At 66.8% G+C, this 17,251-nt stretch carries 16 protein-coding genes; 6 read left to right on the top strand and 10 right to left on the bottom strand.

Going from position 1 to position 17,251, the window contains the following annotated elements; all coding sequences use genetic code 11:
- Positions 1-102: 102 nt before the first annotated feature.
- On the bottom strand, positions 103-897 hold the full coding sequence (locus ACQVBX_RS11150; protein ID WP_431634143.1) for a thymidylate synthase: 795 nt from the start codon (positions 895-897) through the stop codon (positions 103-105).
- Between the two features lie 109 nt (positions 898-1,006).
- On the opposite strand from ACQVBX_RS11150, the gene ACQVBX_RS11155 reads away from it, so the two are divergent.
- Positions 1,007-2,017 (top strand): TIGR00266 family protein, encoded by a 1,011-nt coding sequence (locus ACQVBX_RS11155; protein WP_431634144.1) that lies wholly within the window; start codon positions 1,007-1,009, stop codon positions 2,015-2,017.
- 114 nt (positions 2,018-2,131) lie between these two features.
- On the opposite strand, the gene lgt is transcribed toward ACQVBX_RS11155, so the two are convergent.
- Positions 2,132-3,010: a prolipoprotein diacylglyceryl transferase gene (gene lgt / locus ACQVBX_RS11160; RefSeq protein WP_431634145.1), complete on the bottom strand. Its 879-nt coding sequence runs from the start codon at positions 3,008-3,010 to the stop codon at positions 2,132-2,134.
- Positions 3,011-3,208: 198 nt separating this feature from the next.
- Between lgt and ACQVBX_RS11165 the strand changes: the two genes are divergently transcribed.
- Entirely contained in the window at positions 3,209-5,164 is a 1,956-nt protein-coding gene (locus tag ACQVBX_RS11165) for a prolyl oligopeptidase family serine peptidase (RefSeq protein ID WP_431634147.1), read from the top strand.
- A gap of 69 nt (positions 5,165-5,233) precedes the next feature.
- Here the strand turns inward: ACQVBX_RS11165 and ACQVBX_RS11170 are convergent, their stop codons facing one another.
- The 4 genes from ACQVBX_RS11170 to ACQVBX_RS11185 are packed head-to-tail and all read right to left on the bottom strand — an operon-like array spanning position 5,234 to position 7,693.
- Complete coding sequence (locus ACQVBX_RS11170; RefSeq protein ID WP_431634148.1) at positions 5,234-5,737, bottom strand: TPM domain-containing protein; 504 nt, start codon at positions 5,735-5,737, stop codon at positions 5,234-5,236.
- Entirely contained in the window at positions 5,737-6,633 is an 897-nt protein-coding gene (locus tag ACQVBX_RS11175) for a TPM domain-containing protein (protein WP_431638166.1), read from the bottom strand. The genes ACQVBX_RS11170 and ACQVBX_RS11175 overlap by 1 nt, the downstream gene beginning before the upstream one ends.
- Positions 6,634-6,637: 4 nt before the next feature.
- On the bottom strand, positions 6,638-7,258 hold the full coding sequence (locus ACQVBX_RS11180) for a LemA family protein (RefSeq protein ID WP_431634149.1): 621 nt from the start codon (positions 7,256-7,258) through the stop codon (positions 6,638-6,640).
- A gap of 60 nt (positions 7,259-7,318) precedes the next feature.
- The gene (locus ACQVBX_RS11185) at positions 7,319-7,693 is read right to left on the bottom strand and encodes a diacylglycerol kinase (RefSeq protein ID WP_431634150.1); all 375 of its coding nucleotides are present in this window, start codon (positions 7,691-7,693) and stop codon (positions 7,319-7,321) included.
- Between the two features lie 300 nt (positions 7,694-7,993).
- Here ACQVBX_RS11185 and ACQVBX_RS11190 point away from each other — a divergent pair, with 300 nt between their 5' ends.
- The 3 genes from ACQVBX_RS11190 (at position 7,994) to ACQVBX_RS11200 (ending at position 11,524) form a co-directional block, all read left to right on the top strand.
- Complete coding sequence (locus ACQVBX_RS11190; RefSeq protein WP_431634151.1) at positions 7,994-9,547, top strand: peptide MFS transporter; 1,554 nt, start codon at positions 7,994-7,996, stop codon at positions 9,545-9,547.
- Positions 9,548-9,583: 36 nt separating this feature from the next.
- Complete coding sequence (locus tag ACQVBX_RS11195) at positions 9,584-10,861, top strand: ATP-binding protein (RefSeq protein ID WP_431634152.1); 1,278 nt, start codon at positions 9,584-9,586, stop codon at positions 10,859-10,861.
- Positions 10,862-10,936: 75 nt separating this feature from the next.
- Positions 10,937-11,524 (top strand): response regulator transcription factor, encoded by a 588-nt coding sequence (locus ACQVBX_RS11200; protein ID WP_431634153.1) that lies wholly within the window; start codon positions 10,937-10,939, stop codon positions 11,522-11,524.
- Between the two features lie 21 nt (positions 11,525-11,545).
- Here ACQVBX_RS11200 and ACQVBX_RS11205 read toward each other — a convergent pair whose 3' ends face one another.
- The 3 genes from ACQVBX_RS11205 to ACQVBX_RS11215 all read right to left on the bottom strand — a co-directional run bounded on the left by ACQVBX_RS11205 (position 11,546) and on the right by ACQVBX_RS11215 (position 14,598).
- A complete protein-coding gene (locus ACQVBX_RS11205) occupies positions 11,546-12,601 on the bottom strand; it encodes an isoaspartyl peptidase/L-asparaginase family protein (protein WP_431638167.1) in 1,056 nt (351 codons plus the stop codon).
- A gap of 64 nt (positions 12,602-12,665) precedes the next feature.
- The gene (locus ACQVBX_RS11210; RefSeq protein ID WP_431634154.1) at positions 12,666-14,243 is read right to left on the bottom strand and encodes a M56 family metallopeptidase; all 1,578 of its coding nucleotides are present in this window, start codon (positions 14,241-14,243) and stop codon (positions 12,666-12,668) included.
- Positions 14,236-14,598 carry a BlaI/MecI/CopY family transcriptional regulator gene (locus ACQVBX_RS11215; RefSeq protein ID WP_431634156.1) on the bottom strand — a complete coding sequence of 121 codons (363 nt, stop codon included), beginning with the start codon at positions 14,596-14,598 and terminating at the stop codon, positions 14,236-14,238. The genes ACQVBX_RS11210 and ACQVBX_RS11215 overlap by 8 nt, the downstream gene beginning before the upstream one ends.
- Positions 14,599-14,823: 225 nt before the next feature.
- On the opposite strand from ACQVBX_RS11215, the gene ACQVBX_RS11220 reads away from it, so the two are divergent.
- Positions 14,824-16,182: a 3-oxoacid CoA-transferase gene (locus ACQVBX_RS11220; protein ID WP_431634157.1), complete on the top strand. Its 1,359-nt coding sequence runs from the start codon at positions 14,824-14,826 to the stop codon at positions 16,180-16,182.
- Between the two features lie 55 nt (positions 16,183-16,237).
- Here ACQVBX_RS11220 and ACQVBX_RS11225 read toward each other — a convergent pair whose 3' ends face one another.
- A complete protein-coding gene (locus ACQVBX_RS11225) occupies positions 16,238-17,239 on the bottom strand; it encodes a sensor histidine kinase (RefSeq protein ID WP_431634159.1) in 1,002 nt (333 codons plus the stop codon).
- Between the last annotated feature and the right edge of the window lie 12 nt (positions 17,240-17,251).

The raw sequence follows: 17,251 nt of genomic DNA on the forward strand, positions 1-17,251 counted from the left end.
GGGGTGGCACGGCGCGTGAATGGGCGCCTCTTAGCCCCATGATAGTAACGCGCCGCGCCGCGGCGGGCATCCGCAAGATCGTGCAGAGCGGCCGAAGTGCTGTCAGACGGCCACGGGCGCCTTGATCGCCGGATGCGACTGGTACCCCTCGATGGTCACGTCTTCGTAGCGGAAATCGAAGATCGAGCGCACGTCGGGATTCAATTTCAGGTGCGGCAGCGGCAGCGGCTCGCGGCTTAGCTGCAGCTTCGCCTGCTCGACGTGGTTGTTGTACAGGTGCGCGTCGCCCAGCGTGTGGACAAAGTCGCCCACCTCAAGGCCGCACACCTGCGCCACCATGTGGGTCAGCAGCGCATAGCTGGCAATGTTGAACGGCACGCCGAGGAAGATATCGCCCGAACGCTGGTACAGCTGGCAGCTCAACCGCCCGTCCGCCACGTAGAACTGGAACATCGTGTGACAGGGCATCAGCGCCATCTTCGGCAGCTCGCCCACGTTCCAGGCGCTGACGATGAGGCGGCGCGAATCCGGGTTGCGGCGGATCTCATCCACCACCCAGCGGATCTGGTCCACCGCACCGCCGTCGGCGGTGGGCCAACTGCGCCACTGGGCGCCGTAAACGGGGCCGAGGTCACCCTTTGCATCGGCCCATTCGTCCCAGATGCTGACGCCGTTTTCCTTCAGGTAGGCGATGTTGGTGTCGCCGCGCAGGAACCAGATCAGCTCATGGACAATCGAGCGCAGGTGTAGCTTCTTGGTGGTGACCAGCGGAAAGCCCTGCGCCAGGTCGAAGCGCATCTGCCAGCCGAACACGCTGCGCGTGCCGGTGCCGGTACGGTCGGATTTTTCGGTGCCGTGGTCCAGCACATGGGCAAGCAGGTCGAGGTAGGCGCGCATCGCGCAAGATTACCAGCGCCCGCCCCCCACCCGGGAGACATGACAACGATCACTCCCGCCCACGCAGCCCACCGCCTAGACTCCAGTGCTTTCCCCAGGAGGCACGGACATGGCCCAGTGGTACTTCAGCTACGGCAAGAACACCGACCGCGTCGGCCCGCTCGACGACGCCCAGGCGCGCGAACAGGCCCGGCGCCAGCCCGATGGCTACTGCTGGCGCGAGGGCTTCAGCGAGTGGCAGCCGATCCGCACGGTCGCCGAGCTGGGTGGATCGACAATGATCACCCCGCCGCCGGCGCCACCCGTGCGAGGAAGCCAGGCGGACGAGATCGACTACCGCATCGTCGGCACCGACATGCAGTTCGTGGAGATCGAGCTCGATCCGGGCGAAAGCGCGATCGCCGAGGCCGGCGCCCTGATGTACAAGGAAGCAGCAGTGCAGATGGACACCGTGTTCGGCGACGGCTCGACCGCCAGCCAGGGCGGCGGCCTGATGGACAAGCTGCTCTCCGCCGGCAAGCGCGTGATCACCGGCGAAAGCCTGTTCACCACGGTGTTCACCCACACCGGTAGCGGCAAGGCCAAGGTCGCCTTCGCCGCGCCCTACCCCGGCACGGTGATGGCGATGAAGCTGTCCGAGCACGGCGGCCGGCTGATCTGCCAGAAGGATTCCTTCCTCGCCGGCGCGCGCGGCGTGCAGCTGGGCATCTTCTTCCAGCGCAAGATCCTCACCGGCCTGTTCGGCGGCGAGGGCTTCATCATGCAGAAGCTTGAGGGCGACGGCTGGGTGTTCGTGCACGCCGGGGGCACCGTGGTGCAGCGCGAACTCAAGGCCGGCGAACGGCTGGACGTGGACACCGGCTGCGTGGTCGCCTTCCACGACACCGTGAACATGGACATCAAGCCCGTCGGCGGCATCAAGAGCATGTTCTTCGGCGGCGAGGGCATGTTCTTGGCCACGCTGACCGGCCCGGGCACCGTGTGGCTGCAGTCGCTGCCGTTCTCGCGCATGGCCGGCCGCATGCTGGCGGCAGCGCCGCAGGGCGGCGGCCAGCGACGCGGCGAGGGCTCGATCCTCGGCGGGCTCGGCGACATCCTCGGCGGCGACCGCAACTTCTGACGCCTGCCCCGGCTCAGCGCGGCGGCCAGCCTCCACTGTAGGAGCCCGCTCGCTGGCGATGCTCTGGCTCTGGATACCGATCCAGAGCCAAAGGCATCGCCCGCGAGCGGGCTCCTACGCCGCGGCGAGTGGCAGCACCGGCGCGCGCCGCGACATCGCGATCAACACCAGCCCCACCGCGATCAGCGGAATCGACTGCAGTTGCCCCATCGTCACCCAGCCCCACGCCAGGTAGCCCAGCTGGGCATCGGGCACGCGCACAAACTCCACCGCAAACCGGAAGCACCCGTACATCAGGGCAAACAAGCCAGAGATGAGATAGCGCGGACGCGGCTTGAGCGACACCAGCCACAGCACGGTAAACATCACCACGCCCTCCAGCGCCAGCTCGTAGAGCTGCGACGGATGCCGCGGCAGCCCGTTGAACTGCTCGAGCCGCTGCATCAGATCGGGGTGCCCCGAGGCCAGCGCCATATCCTCCTCGCGCGAGCCGGGAAAGATCATCGCCCACGGCACGTCGCCAGGCTTGCCCCACAGCTCACCGTTGATGAAATTGCCCAGCCGGCCCAACCCCAGACCCAGCGGCACCAGCGGCGCCACGAAGTCGATGGTGTCGAACGGATGCAGGCGGTGTCGCCGCGACCACCACCAGCCGGCCAGCACCACGCCGAGCAGGCCGCCGTGAAAGCTCATGCCGCCGTCCCACACCTTGAACAGCGCCAGCGGGTCGTGCCAGATCCAGCCGATGCCGCCGGCGTAATAGAACAGCATGTACCACACCCGCCCGCCCACGATCACGCCCATCATCCCGTAGAAGAACAGGTCACCCAGCGCATCGCGGCTCACCGGCAATCTCCCGTGCCGCCGTCTGTATTCGCCGAGGACCGCCACCAGCAGAAAGCTGGCCAGGTACATCAGCCCGTACCAGTGCACCTGCAGCGGTCCGAGCTGGAAGGCGACCGGGTTGAAGTGAACGACGAAGGGAGCAGTCATGGCGGCGCGTCAGGAAAAAGAGCGCCAGTGTACCGGCGAGCGAGGCCAGACCGGATAGCCGGCGCTGCCCGATCTAGTGAGGGGCGTGGCTATACTCGCCACGGGGATTCAAGGGAACCGCGCCAGCAAGGCGACGGTTGCCGGGCAGGAGGCTCCTCACTGCTCGGCATGCGATGCGGGAGCATTCAAGGGGAAAACATGTCGAATCACTTTCCGCGCAGGCTGATAGGCGCTGCGTTGTTGCTGTTGCCGCTGGCGTCGGTGGCCGGCGAGCTCATTTCGGTCGAGACCTTCGCCCGCCACGCCACCATCTCGATGCCGCGGCTGTCACCCGACGGACAGTCGCTGGCGGTGCGCATGGACGGGGAGGATGGCGCACACGCCTTGGTGGTCTTCAAGGTCAGCGACATGAGCCGGCCGGTGAGCATGCTGCGCCTTCCCAAGTACGAGGTGCCGGCCAACTTCGTATGGACCAGTCCCACCCGCCTGATCGTCGAGAAGGCCCGCGAGTACGGCTCGATCGACAAGCCGAAGCTGACCGGCGAGATCCTCGCCACGGACCTGGATGGCAAGAACCAGGATTACCTCTACGGTCGCGATTCGATGAAGTACGGGCGACGCGGGGCCATTCGAGGTAACGACCATGGCTGGGGCTTCTACGAAGGCAAACCGGACGAGCCCAACGGTCATTTCTACATGTCCGCCGAGAGCTGGGACAGCAACGACCAGAGTTCTCTTTACGACGTGGACGCCGATCGCAGCACACGACACCTGATCGGCGACATCGGCGTGGCCGGGATGAGCTTCATGGTCGGCAAGGACGGCACAGCGCATTACGCCTATGGCCGCAACGAGAAATTCGACTACGTCGTATATCGCCGCGAGGGATCAGGCTGGTCGCCGCTGACAGCCTCACAGGTAGGCGTGAGCTTCGCCCCGCTGGAAAGCACGCCGGACGGGCGCCACGTCTATGCGTTCTTCAGCGCCGATGGTGGGCCCACCTCGCTGGTGGAGATGTCCGAGACCGGTGGCGATCGCAAGGTGCTCGCGCCCGGCGACTTCGGCAGCGTGGACGACATCGAATGGACGGCCAAACCCGCTCAACCCTTTGCCACGACGCTGGCCACGGGCATCCCGACGCCGCGATACATCGATCCCAACGCGCCGATGGCCAAGCTGCACCGCGCCCTCAGCCTGAAATTTCCCGGCAGCTATGTGAGCTTCGTGAACTTCAGCACTGACGGGAGCGAGCTGCTGTTCGGCGTGAGCAGCGACCGCACGCCAGGCACGTACTTCCTGATCAACACCCACACCTACAAGGTGCAGAAGCTGTTCGATGCCGCGCCCTGGATCGATCCCAAGCAGATGGCCGAGCGCCGTCCGATGACCTTCACGGCGCGTGACGGCACCAAACTGGAAGCGATCCTGACCCTTCCCAAGGGTGCCAGCGAGAACAACCTGCCGATGGTGTTGATGCCGCACGGCGGCCCCATCGGCATCGAAGACACCTGGTTCTACGACGACGACGCCCAGTTCCTCGCGAGCCGCGGCTACCTGGTCCTGCAGATCAACTTCCGGGGTTCCGGCGGGCGCGGCATCGACTTCGAGCAGGCCGGCTACAAGCAGTGGGGCACCGGTATCCAGAACGACCTGATCGATGGCGTGAAGTGGGCCATCGCGCAGAAGTTCGCCGACCCGAAGCGCATCTGCATCTTCGGCGCCAGCTTCGGCGGTTACTCGGCACTGATGGCACCGATTCGCGCGCCGGGGATGTTCAAATGCGCCATCGGGTATGCCGGTGTCTACGACATGGCCCTGCTCTACAAGAAAGGCGACACCCACCAGAGCGAGCTGGGTCGCAACGCGATGCGCGCCACCATGGGCGCCGACGAGAACCAGCTCGATGCGAACTCACCGGCCAAGCTTGCCGACAAGATCGACGTTCCGGTGCTGTTGATCCATGGCGAAGACGACCAGCGCGCGCCGTTCGCCCAGTTCAAGGCCATGAAGGCAGCGCTCGATGCGGCACACAAGCCGTACGAGTTCCTCACCAAGCCGGGGGAGGGGCACGGCTTCTACAGCGAAAAGAACAACGTGGAGCTCTACAACACCCTCCAGGCGTTCCTGGAAAAGCACATCGGCAAGGGAGCGTAGGACGCGACTGCGCAAAGCGCGAAGGCCGTCCAGAGGCGGCCTTCGCTTCACATGCGTCGATTGAGAGCGTCAGAGCAGGACGGGCCGATCCGGCAGTTCGTCGGGGTTGGTCCGGCCATCGATCGGAAAATGCGCCTCCGCCAGCGCGTGCACCTGGGCGATGCCTGCCAGGCTACCCTCGCGCCAGCGGCCGGCTGAAAATTCCTCGCGCATCCGCGAGCAGATTCCCGACCATTCCTGCGGATCCACGCGCGCCGCCAAACCTCGGTCGGCCACGATCTCGATGCGACGCTCGGCCAGCAACACGTAGATCAGCACGCCCGTGTTGTGTTCGGTGTCCCACACGCCGAGCTGTGCAAAGACCTGGTGAGCGCGCTGGCGGGCGGTGAGTCCGGACCAGACGGCACCCGGTGCCAGCCGCGATTCCACGGCAAAGCGCACCTCGCCGAGGTGCCGCTGCTCCCCTTCACTGATGGCCTGCGCCATCGCATCGAGCAAGTCCGCCGGAAAGCATCGCCGCAGCTGAAACCAGCCGCCGAACACGTTTCGCACCCATCGCTGCAGACGTTCCATCACCAACTCCCCGACGAACCGCCGCCGCCGAAGCTGCCGCCGCCACCGCTGAAGCCGCCGCCACCGAATCCGCCGCCGCTGCTGCCGCCGCCGAAGCCGCCACCGCCGAAACCACCGCCGCCCAGGCCACCCCATCCGCCCCAGCCGCCGCCGCCGATGGAGCGCCCTCCACCGCCAGGCATCAGCATCACGATGGCGCCGATAACGGCGCCCAGGACACCCACGCCCACGGCCGCGGCGAGCAACCACAGCAGGCCTCCGGTGAGCGCCGCGCCCAGCGGCGTGCGCACGATCACGTGCGCCCGGCCGAACAGCCGGCGCAGGAACAGCGCCACGAACAGGCCGATCAGCATCGCGTGACCCAGGTCCAGCCCGCGGCTGCGGCGCTGGCTCGTTGGCTCGGGCGCCGGCAGTTGTTCGCCATCGATCAGCTTGATCAGCGCGTCGACGCCAGCATCCAGGCCACCGTAGAAATCGCCCTGCTTGAAGCGCGACTCGATGAACTCGCGCCGGATCCGCGCGGTGGCGGCATCGGGCACCGCACCCTCCAGGCCGTAGCCGACCTCGATGCGGTCCTTCCGGTCGTTCTTGGCGACCAGCAGCAGGATGCCGTCGTCGGTATCCTTGCGGCCGATCTTGTTGGCCTCGGCCACGGCCAGCGAATAGCTCTCGATGTCCTGATCGCCGGTGGTGGGCACCATCAGCACCACCAGCTGGGTGCCCTTGCGCTGCTCCAGCGCCACCAGCTTGGCGTCGAGCGCATCGACCTGCTGCGCGGTCAGCGTGCCGGTGAGGTCGGTAACGTGCCGCGTCAAGGCGGGCACGTCCGCAGCACGCGCCGGCGCCATCCAGATCAGCGCCAGCGCGAGCACGAACAGGCGCGACAGGTGTCGCATCATCTCAATGCGCCGAGGCGGGCGCGGCCGGTGCGGTCGTGCCGAAATCCACCTTTGGTGCGGTGGAGATGGCCTTCTCATTCTCCACGCTGAAGTTCGGCTTCACCTTGTAGCCGAACATCTTGGCGGTGAGGTTGTTCGGGAAGGTGCGGATCATCGAGTTGTATTCCTGCACCGACTGCACATAGCGATTGCGCGCCACGGTAACCCGGTTCTCGGTGCCTTCCAGCTGCGCCTGCAGGTTCTGGAACAGGCCGTCGGCCTTGAGCTGCGGGTAGTTCTCGCTGACCACCATCAGTCGAGACAATGCGCTGCCCAGTTGCCCCTGAGCCGCCTGGAACTGCGCCAGCTTCTGCGCGTCGTTGACGGTGTCGGCGTCGACCTGGATCGAGCCGACCTTGGCGCGCGCCTCGGTCACCTCGGTGAACACCTTCTCCTCATGCTGGGCGTAGCCCTTCACCGTGTTGACCAGGTTGGGCACCAAATCGGCGCGCCGCTGGTACTGGTTGAGCACCTCCGACCAGGCCGCTTTCACCGCCTCGTCCTGACGCTGGATAGCGTTGTAGCCGCAGCCGGAGAGGCCGGCCACCAGAAGCAGGAGCACGCAGGTACGCACGAATTTCATGGCAATCACTCCCTCGATGAAACGAATGATGAGACGCGTTCGGACAGCATAAAGGCCGTACTAGATCCAGCGCGGCACCAGGATCAGCCCCCAGCACAGCATGGTGAACACCAGCAGCAGAAATACCGCCGCCGAGCCCATGTCCTTGGCGCGGCCGGCCAGCTCGTGGAATTCGGGGCTGACCTTGTCCACCACGGCCTCGATGGCCGAGTTGAGCAGCTCGCCGGAAAGCACCAGTACCGCCGGGAGCACCAGGGCGATCTTCTCCAGTGCGCCGTGGCCCAGCCACAAGCCCAGCGGCACCAGCACCACGGCCAGCATCGCCTCCAGTCGGAAGGACGCCTCGTGGCGCCAGCCGGCTTGCAGCCCTTTCATCGACCAGCGGAAGGCGTTCCACAGCTGGCGGGGGTTGCCGCGAAATCCGCTGCCGGGCATGGGGCACTGTCTCCTGAATCATGAAAATCCGCGCAATTACCCGCTTGCGGCGGCCGGCGGAGCGCCGGTTGGACGGCGTCTTGGTCGGCGGATGATGCCATAGCCACCCGATCCACGAAGCTCTGCGCCTGCGGCAGGCCGTGCTGCGGCGAGGGTCGGGGGCGGCCGTGGCACGATGGCGCGGCGCAGCGACATGCAAAAACCGTATCAGGTACGCTTCGGCGGTTGTGACCCGTTCAGGGACGCGACAAGGGGCATCACCGCGCGTGATGCCACGGCATGAACCCGCACGGAAAAGACATGGCCCTTCAGAACCCGCCCGTCTCCCAGACACGCTCCTTCAGCACGGTCTTCCTCATCGAAATGTGGGAGCGCTTCGGCTTCTACGGCATGCAGGTGCTGATGGTCACCTACATGATGAAGAAGCTCGGCTTCATCGACAGCAAGGCCAACCTGGTCTGGGGTGCGGCGGCGGCACTGATCTACGCCACGCCAGCGATCGGCGGCTGGATCGGCGACAAGCTGCTGGGCACGCGGCGCACCATGCTGCTCGGCGCGGTGGTGCTGGCGCTGGGCTACGCGATGCTGTGGATTCCCTCCAGCAACCCGACGCTGCTATACAGCGCGCTCGGCGTGATCGTGGTGGGCAACGGCTTCTTCAAGCCAAACGCCGGCAACCTGGTGCGCAAGATCTACGAGGGCGACGACACCAAGATCGACAGCGCCTTCACCATCTACTACATGGCGGTGAACGTCGGCTCGATGATCTCGATGACCGCCACGCCGTGGATCCGCGACCACGTGGCCGCGACCTACGGCGACAACTGGGGTTGGCACACCGCCTTCGGCGCCTGCGCGATCGGCCTGCTGCTCGGCCTGATCAACTACTCGCTGATGTATCGCACGCTTGCGCACATCGGCTCGCCGTCGGACAGCCAGCCGGTAAAGCCGATGCGCGCGCTGGCGCTGCTCGCCGCCTCGCTGGTGATGGTGGGCGTGGTCGCCTTCATCCTGCAGAGTCTGCTGGCCGCGAAGATCTGCGTGTATCTCGCCGGCGTGGTGATCCTGGGCATCTTCGTGCACCTGATCCGCAGCGCCGAGAAAACCGAGCGCGCTGGCCTGATCGCCGCGCTGGTACTCACCGTGCAGACGATCTTCTTCTTCATCTTCTACGCGCAGATGGCGACCTCGCTGAACCTCTTCGCGCAGCGCAACGTCGACACCGACATGAACCTGCTCGGGTTCCACATCAACTGGATCCCCGAGCAGTACCAGAACCTCAATGCGATCTGGATCGTGCTGCTCAGCCCGGTGCTGGTGTGGATCTACAACGCGCTGGGCCGGCTGGGTCGCAATCCGTCGGTGGCGGTGAAGTTCGCCTGGGGCTTCGGCGCGGTGGCGGCCGGCTTCTTCATGTACGGCATCGGCGCGATCTGGGCGGTCAACGGCCAGGTGTCGTCGTGGGTCATGGTCGGCGGCTACGGCCTGTACTCACTGGGCGAGCTGCTGGTGTCGGGTCTGGGCCTGGCGATGATCGCCCGCTACGTGCCCGCGCGCATGGGTGGCTTCATGATGGGTGCGTACTACGTGGCCGTCGGCATTTCGCAGTATCTGGGCAGCGTGGTGGCCAACTACGCGCACATCCCCGAGGGCCTCACCGATCCGCTGCAGTCGCTGGAGATCTACACCAGCCTGTTCAACAAGCTGGGCGTGGTCGGCATCGGTTGCACCGCCATCGCGCTGGCCGTGCTGCCGCTGATGAACAAGCTCTCGGCCAGCCACGCCAACGACACGACGCACACCCCACTGCCCGCTTCGCGCAGCGAAGAGAGCTACGACAACCCCACGCCCTGAGCCGTCCGGCCCGCCCATCAGGCGGGCCTTCCCACCATGACCTCCCAGCACTCCGCCTCGCCGCAGCGCTTCGCTCCCTCCGCACTCACCCGCACGCTGGCCTGGTTGCGCCTGTGCGCAATCACCGGGCAGAGCAGCGCGGTGCTGGTGGCGGCCCTGTGGATGCGCATGGACGTGCCGGTGTTGCCGCTGCTGGTAATCATCGGCTTCCACGCCGTATTCGCCGCGTTCGCCTCGTGGCGGCTGACCCAGCCGTGGCCGGTGCGCGAGTGGGAGACGATCGGCCACATCGCCGTGGACACGATCGTGCTGTGGGCGCTGCTGTACTTCACCGGCGGCGCCACCAACCCGTTCGTGACGTTGCTGCTGATGCCGATCGCGCTGGGCGCAGCGGCGCTCACGGTGCCAGCGCTGCTGGCGGTTTCCGCGCTCACCGGGCTGGCCTACCTGACGCTGCTGGGGTACTACGTGCCGCTGCCGCCGATCATGGAAGGCCCCGGCGGATTTGCCTTGCACGTGATCGGCATGGCGGTGAACTTCGTGATCACCGCGGCGCTGCTGGGCTTCTTCATCAACCGGCTGGCCACGGCCGTGCGCGCACAGCAGGGTGAGGTGCAGCGTGTACGCGAGCGGGCGCTGCGCGACGAAGGCATTCTCGCCATCGCCACCCAGGCCGCCGGTGCGGCGCACGAGCTCAACACGCCGCTGTCGACCATGCGCACACTGCTGCCTGAGCTACGGCGCGAGCACGCGGCCAACACCGTCCTGGCCGACGACCTGGCGCTGCTGCAAGCGCAGGTGGAGCGCTGCCGCGGCATCCTTCGCGAGATGGTCGCGTTCGGCAAGGCGCAGCTCTCGCAGGAAGACGAGCAGATGAGCCTGGGCGACTTCGTGCGCGGCTGCCTGGAGCGCTTCCAGCTGCTGCGCCCGGAAGCCGAGCTGGAGCTGGAACTGGACGCGGCCACCGCCGACACCGTGCTGCGCAGCCCGCCGGGCATGCGCCACGCCTTGATCAATCTGCTCAACAACGCCGCCGATGCCTCGGCGCTGCGCGGATCGCACGAGGTGGCGCTGCGCGTGCGTCACCAGGAAGGCTGGCTGGAGCTGCGGGTGAGCGACCGCGGACCCGGCTTCATCGCCGGGCGGCCCGGTCGCGCTCTCGGACAGAGCCAGAAACAGGGCGGCCTCGGTCTGGGCCTCACGCTGGCCGAAGCCACCGCCGAGCGCCTCAGCGGTGAGCTCACCGTGGTCAGCACCGACCAGGGTGCCGAGGTCAGCATCCGGCTACCGCTCTCGGCGATCTCGGTGCCGTAATGCGCGACAGTGTGGTGCGTGCATGCGGGGCACGGCTCCGCGACAATGCACGCAGCTGATCCTTTGGATGCCGCGATGACCGATACAACCGCCCCCGTGTCTGCACGCCCTCTGCTCATCATCGACGACGACGCCACCTTCGGCCGCGTCCTGGCCCGGGCCCTGGGTTCTCGCGGGTTCGAAGTGATCCATGCCGTCAACGCCGACGAGGCGCGCGCACTGACCCGGCGCCACCAGCCGCGCTACTGCGTGCTTGACCTGAAGCTCGGCGAAGAGAACGGCCTGCGCCTGATCCCCGACCTGCACCGCCTGGTGCCGGACATGCGGATCCTGCTGCTCACCGGCTACGCCTCGATCGCCACGGCGGTGGAGGCTATCAAGCGCGGCGCGCACGACTACCTGGCCAAGCCGGTGGATGCCGACGCGGTGGTCCGTGCGCTGGTCGATGGTGACGGCCCGCACGCGGACGACGACGAGGTGCTGGATGCGCCCGAGGCCCCGCTGGCGCTGCGTCGGCTGGAGTGGGAGCACATCCACCGCGTGCTCACCGAGTGCGACGGCAACATCTCCGAGACGGCGCGCCGCCTGGGCATGCACCGCCGCACGCTGCAACGCAAACTGAGCAAGCACCCGGTGCGCGAACGCCCCGATCGGGACGACTGAGCGGCGCGACGATCGTCCGCTCTAGGGGCCGGCGTCGGACGCCGCATCGTCCGGTGCCGGCGCAGGCAGCAACTCGCCGGTGCCATCGTCCTCGTCGCCATAGATCGCCACGTGCGGCTGGCCCAGGCCGTCGATCCAGCCGCGGAACATCCCGTGGGTGTTGAACGGGATGGCGATGTGGCCCCGGTCATCCAGCGCGATCGCACCGCCGCTGCCGCCCATGGCGGGGATTTCCTGGTTGATCACCTCGGCGGCGGCGCGTGCGATGGGCACGCGCAGCTGCGTTACCCGCGTGCAGATGGCGTGCGCGGCGACCGTGCGCATGTAGAACTCGCCCCAGCCCGTACCTGACACCGCGCATCCGGCGTTGGCATACGTTCCGGCACCGATGATCGGCGAATCGCCGACCCGGCCGGGCATCTTGTCGTTCATGCCGCCGGTGGAGGTGCCGGCAGCCAGGTGGCCGTAGACATCCAGCGCCACCGCGCCGACCGTACCGAAATGCCGGGCGGTATCTTCATCAGCGTGTGGCTGGCCGGCGGCGTCTTCCTTGAGCGCCTGCTGCAGCTGTTGCCAGCGCTCCTCGGTGCGGAAATACGCCGGCTTCTCGCGAGCGACGCCCTGCGCCTGGGAGAATGCCTCGGCGCCGGCGCCCACCAGCATCACGTGGGGCGTGTGCTCCATCACGGTGCGGGCCAGCACGATGGGGTTCTTCACGTCCGACACCGCGGCCACCGAGCCGGCACGCAACGTGTAGCCGTCCATGATCGCCGCGTCCATCTCCAGCGTGCCGGCGTGGGTGAACACCGAGCCGCGGCCCGCGTTGAACAGCGGATCGTCTTCCAGCACGGTCAGCGATGCGGTAACCGCGTCGATCGCGGGCTTGCCCGCTTTGAGCTGGGCATAGCCCGCCTCCAGCGCGTGGGTCAGCGCGGCGCGGATCGCCTTCTCACGCGCCGGCGGCATGTCACGCCGCAGCACGCCGGCGCCGGCATGGATCACCAGCACCGGGCCGCCCGCGTGAACCGCTGCCGAGAGACTGGCGGCGGCAAGAAGCATCAGCAGGCGCGGCGGCATCACGATCGTCTACTCTCCGGGAACGGCGAGAGTATAGCGATGCCGCCGTCTCCCTTTGCCGCCGTCATTGCGGCTCGAAGCGCACCTGCTTGCCGTTAAACACCGGCTTCATGCCAACCAGGTTTCCGACCAGCCGCAACGCTTCAGGGGCCGGCACGCCCTCGAAATTGCCGGCGACCGGCTGGGTGGCGTCGAGGCTTTGCGGATTGTCGATAGTGAGCCCCGCCTGCTGCGCAATGCTCTGCGCCACGGCCCGCGCGGAATTGGTAGCGAAGTGGAACTGCACGCTGTTGCTTGCGACGGCTGCTGCGGGCTTCACACAACCCGGCCAGGCAGTGACTTCCAACTTGAGCGTGCGATCGATGGAGCGACCGTCCTTGTCGGTCACGGTGTCGCCAGTCTGGATGCCGCCCGGCTGGCCCGGCTGCATGCGAATGCGAGGTGCTACCGGCTTGGTCAACGAGCCACCGCTGAGGTCAGCGCGAACTTCCAGCTGGCCATGCTCAGCCGGCACTACGGTGATGCGGCCGTGCCATGGCGGCAGGTCGCCGGCAGCCCGCTCGTCGAGCGCATAAAACTCGCCAGAGTGGTAGCAGGCCGTACTGCGCGGCTGCAGCGGCCGCTCATCCGCACTTACCGCCAAGCGCAGCGTGTACCCATCCGCGGTGGCGCCCGCCGGTGGATCATCGGCGGGAGGCTGCCCCACGGAGCCGGCTGATCCGGCGGCAAAGACCAACTGGCCCAGGCCGAGACCAAGGGTGACCAGCGCCGCCAGGCCATAGAGGCGACGGAGGGGACGGGGAGGGTTCTGCTTCAGCATGGCGATACGCTCCGTGATCGGGTGACGGGATGACCAGAGGCAGCCGACCGGCAAAGCGAGCGGGGACGACTGGGTTTTCAACATCGCTTGGGCGTACTGGCGCTTCCCGGCAGGGTGCTCACGCAAGACCGCGGCGTCGCAGGCCAGCTCCTGGTCGTAACGAAAGCGCACCAGTGCCCAGCCGCTGAGTGGCAGGAACCAGAACGCGCTTGCGAGCAGCAACGCGAACAGGCTCAGCCAGATATCGCGGCGGCGCGCGTGCATGGTTTCATGCGCCAGGATCAGCAACTGCTCGGCAGTTGAATAGTGCGTATCGAAGTTGGCGGGAACGATGATCCTGGGCCGCAAAAGGCCTACCAGTGCAGGGCCAACATCCGGCCGCGCCGCGCGCCACACCGGCCACCGGTCGCTCTCTCGCCCCACTCGCCGAGCCCCCGCCAGTTGCCGGCGAAAGCGCGCCTGTGTCACGGCCGCCCGTGCCAGCATCATGAGTACGCCGGCGGCCCAACCGGGCAGCAGCAGGGTGCGCCAGTCCACCGAAGCCGTGACGGCTATCGGTGCGGAGAGCGCCGCCGGTGTCGTGACGATGCGCACGACTACGGGCGGCAGGTGCGATGCCGTCCCGCCCGGCATGCGCGGCCAGGCCGCCGCAAGCAGCATCAGCGGCACCAGTAACCACAGTTGAAGAGCCCGCCCTGCACCGAACAGGCGCCGGCACGGCAGGCGCAGCGCCAGCACGATGGCAACCGCCGCTATAAATACCAGCATCGCGCTCCAGGCTTGGCTGAGCAGCGCCGCGGTGAAGGATGCAAAGCTAGTCATCACCGAGCTCCTTGAGTAGCTGGCGCAGGTCGGCGATGTCCTTTTTCGAGAGCTTCTGCTGCTCGGAGAAGTGCGCCACCAGTGGCGCCACGCGGCCGCCGAACAGGCGATCGAGCAGGCTCTTGCTGGTCTGGTGCACGTATTTCTCGCGCGGCAGCAGCGGGCTGTAGAGGTAGCGGCGGCCGTCGCGCTCGGCCTTCACCGCCTTCTTCTTGAGGAGCCGGTTGAGCAGGGATTTCACCGTGCCCTCCTGCCACTGCTGTGCCGCCCCGACCTCGGCGATGATCTCTTCGGCGCTGCGCGGCGCGCCGCGCCACAGCACTTCCATCACGACGGCTTCGGCTTCACTGATCATGGCGCCTCACGTTTACGCGTGTAATCGATAGTTGATGTTTACATGCGTAATCGACAGCCGTCAACACGGCAGATCACGGCGCGAACCCTGCAGTCGCGCTCCCATGCGACAGCCGCATTGATCGCCTGCGGGCACAGGCGGTCGTGCATCGGACCTTTGTACGAGGCGGGGTGCGGGCGTTCCGTCGTATCCTTGTGCGCTGATTCCACGCAAACGGGCATCGCAATGGACAAGGTTTACGCAAGCGCCGACAAGGCTTTGGACGGACTGCTGGCCGACGGCATGACGATCGCCGCCGGTGGCTTCGGCCTGTGCGGCATTCCCGAGAACCTGATCGGCGCCCTGCTCGCCGCCGGCACCAAGGGGCTGACCATCGTCGGCAACAACGCCGGTGTCGACGACTTCGGAATGGGGCCGCTGCTGAAGACCCGCCAGGTCAAGCGCGTGTATGCCTCGTACGTGGGCGAAAACAAGGAATTCGAGCGGCAGGTGCTGGCCGGCGAGCTGGAGCTGCACCTGGTGCCGCAGGGCACGCTGGCCGAAAAGCTGCGCGCCGGCGGCGCCGGCATCCCCGGCTTCTACACGCGTACCGCCTTCGGTACCAAGCTGGCCGAAGGCAAGGAAACCAAGACCTTCGACGGCAAGGAATACGTGCTGGAAGAGGCGATCCACGCCGACGTCTCGATCGTGAAGGCGTGGAAGGGCGACCGTCTGGGCAACCTGGTGTTCCGCAAGACCGCGCGCAACTTCAACCCGATGATCGCCACCTGCGGCAAGGTGTGCGTGGCCGAGGTGGAGGAGCTGGTGGAGGTCGGCACACTGGAGCCGGACCAGATCCACGTGCCGGGCATCTATGTGGACCGCATCATCCAGGGCGCCAGCTACGAGAAGCGCATCGAATTCCGCACCATCGCCGGCGCCAACACCGGCAAGGAAAGCCCGATTCGCAGCGCCATGGCCAAGCGTGCGGCGAAGGAGCTGCGCGACGGCTATTACGTCAACCTCGGCATCGGCATCCCCACGCTGGTGGCCAACTTCATCCCCGCAGGCATGGACGTGATCCTGCAGTCGGAAAACGGCCTGCTCGGCATCGGCCCGTTCCCGAACGATTCGCACGTGGACCCGGACCTGATCAACGCCGGCAAGCAGACCATCACCACCCTGCCCGGCTCGAGCTTCTTCTCCAGTGCCGACTCGTTCGCGATGATCCGCGGCGGCCACATCGACCTGTCGATCCTCGGCGGCCTGGAAGTGTCCTGCCACGGCGATCTGGCCAACTGGATGGTGCCGGGCAAGATGGTCAAGGGGCCGGGCGGCGCGATGGATCTGGTCAGCGGCGTCAAGCGCGTGGTGGTGCTGATGGAGCACACCGCGAAAGACGGCTCGCCGAAGATCAAGAATCAGTGCGACCTGCCGCTCACCGGCAAGCAGGTGGTGGATCTGATCATCACCGACCTGTGCGTGTTCGAGGTCGCCAAGGGCCAGGGGCTGACCCTGATCGAACTGCACGAAGGGGTGACGGTGGACGAGGTGAAGGCCAAGACCGGCTGCGACTTCACCGTATCACCCGCGTTGCGCGCGTAAGCGGCGCCACACGTGTACACGCACGCCGCGTCCACCAGGGCGCGGCGTTTTGCTGTCAGGCCGCCTGGGTGTGGGGGAAGCGGATGCTCGCCACGTTCTGGCTGCCCGGCCGCGTCTTGAGCTCCAGCGGCCATTCGAAGCGATCGCTGATGCGCTGGGCGATGGCCAGCTCGAAGCCGTGACGGTCGGCGCCGTACAGTGGCATCTTGCCGCCGCTGGCGGGCTCGGCGAGCGGTTCGGACTGGTTGGCCACCACCACCATGCCTGGCATCACGGTCACCACTACCCGGCCGCGTTCGGTCTGCTGGCAGGCATTGCGGATCAGCTGCCAGAACAGCACCGCGAACACGCGCGGCGACCCGCGCAACGCAAAGCGCGAGGGTTCTTCGAGCTGCAGCTCGATCGGCCGCCCCACCAGCATGTCGCGGGCGAAGTCCAGTTCATGGCGCAACGCGTCGTTGACCACGAACACCTCTTCGTCGACGCCGTTGTCCGACTCGCGGGCGAGGATCAACAGCGCCTCGACCAGCGCCTCCATCTCGCGCGTGGAACGCCGGATGCGCTGCAGCGAGCGCTCGCCGAAATCGGTCAGCCCTTCTTCCTCGGCGAGCATGTCCACCGACATCTTGATGACCGTCAGCGGGCTGCGCAGCTCATGGCTGGCGTCGCGGGTGAAATTGCGCTCGCGCTCGGTGTAGCCGGCGATGCGCGTGGCGAAGCCATGCAGGCCGCGCGCGAGCGAAGCCACGTCGGCATCGGTACGACGCGACAAACGCTGCGGCGACAAGGCCTCGAGATCGGGGTGCTGATCCCAGCCGTTCACCAGCCGCGCCAGCGCGGAGACCGGCCGCCACTCGCGCCGCGCGGCCAGCCAGGCCAGCACGGTGGTAATCACGATCAGCGCGAGCACGGCCCACACCGGCGCCATGTCATACGTTCCCATCATCACGCTGATGCCCACGGCAATGAGCTGCAACACGAAGATGAGCGCAATGCGGCGATGGAAGGCGCCGCTGCGGAACGCGTCCTGTGCCTGAGATGAACCCCTGCTATTCATGACAGTGCTGCG

Source organism: Dyella thailandensis (genome assembly GCF_050749815.1).
Classification (GTDB): Bacteria; Pseudomonadota; Gammaproteobacteria; order Xanthomonadales; family Rhodanobacteraceae; genus Dyella_A.

What these genes read in the sequence shown, in the direction of transcription:
- ACQVBX_RS11150 (WP_431634143.1), bottom strand. Translation starts at nt 897, where the DNA reads ATGCGCGCCTACCTCGACCTGCTTGCCCATGTGCTGGACCACGGCACC.
- ACQVBX_RS11155 (WP_431634144.1), top strand. Translation starts at nt 1,007, where the DNA reads ATGGCCCAGTGGTACTTCAGCTACGGCAAGAACACCGACCGCGTCGGC.
- lgt (WP_431634145.1), bottom strand. Translation starts at nt 3,010, where the DNA reads ATGACTGCTCCCTTCGTCGTTCACTTCAACCCGGTCGCCTTCCAGCTC.
- ACQVBX_RS11165 (WP_431634147.1), top strand. Translation starts at nt 3,209, where the DNA reads ATGTCGAATCACTTTCCGCGCAGGCTGATAGGCGCTGCGTTGTTGCTG.
- ACQVBX_RS11170 (WP_431634148.1), bottom strand. Translation starts at nt 5,737, where the DNA reads ATGGAACGTCTGCAGCGATGGGTGCGAAACGTGTTCGGCGGCTGGTTT.
- ACQVBX_RS11175 (WP_431638166.1), bottom strand. Translation starts at nt 6,633, where the DNA reads ATGCGACACCTGTCGCGCCTGTTCGTGCTCGCGCTGGCGCTGATCTGG.
- ACQVBX_RS11180 (WP_431634149.1), bottom strand. Translation starts at nt 7,258, where the DNA reads ATGAAATTCGTGCGTACCTGCGTGCTCCTGCTTCTGGTGGCCGGCCTC.
- ACQVBX_RS11185 (WP_431634150.1), bottom strand. Translation starts at nt 7,693, where the DNA reads ATGCCCGGCAGCGGATTTCGCGGCAACCCCCGCCAGCTGTGGAACGCC.
- ACQVBX_RS11190 (WP_431634151.1), top strand. Translation starts at nt 7,994, where the DNA reads ATGGCCCTTCAGAACCCGCCCGTCTCCCAGACACGCTCCTTCAGCACG.
- ACQVBX_RS11195 (WP_431634152.1), top strand. Translation starts at nt 9,584, where the DNA reads ATGACCTCCCAGCACTCCGCCTCGCCGCAGCGCTTCGCTCCCTCCGCA.
- ACQVBX_RS11200 (WP_431634153.1), top strand. Translation starts at nt 10,937, where the DNA reads ATGACCGATACAACCGCCCCCGTGTCTGCACGCCCTCTGCTCATCATC.
- ACQVBX_RS11205 (WP_431638167.1), bottom strand. Translation starts at nt 12,601, where the DNA reads ATGCCGCCGCGCCTGCTGATGCTTCTTGCCGCCGCCAGTCTCTCGGCA.
- ACQVBX_RS11210 (WP_431634154.1), bottom strand. Translation starts at nt 14,243, where the DNA reads ATGACTAGCTTTGCATCCTTCACCGCGGCGCTGCTCAGCCAAGCCTGG.
- ACQVBX_RS11215 (WP_431634156.1), bottom strand. Translation starts at nt 14,598, where the DNA reads ATGATCAGTGAAGCCGAAGCCGTCGTGATGGAAGTGCTGTGGCGCGGC.
- ACQVBX_RS11220 (WP_431634157.1), top strand. Translation starts at nt 14,824, where the DNA reads ATGGACAAGGTTTACGCAAGCGCCGACAAGGCTTTGGACGGACTGCTG.
- ACQVBX_RS11225 (WP_431634159.1), bottom strand. Translation starts at nt 17,239, where the DNA reads ATGAATAGCAGGGGTTCATCTCAGGCACAGGACGCGTTCCGCAGCGGC.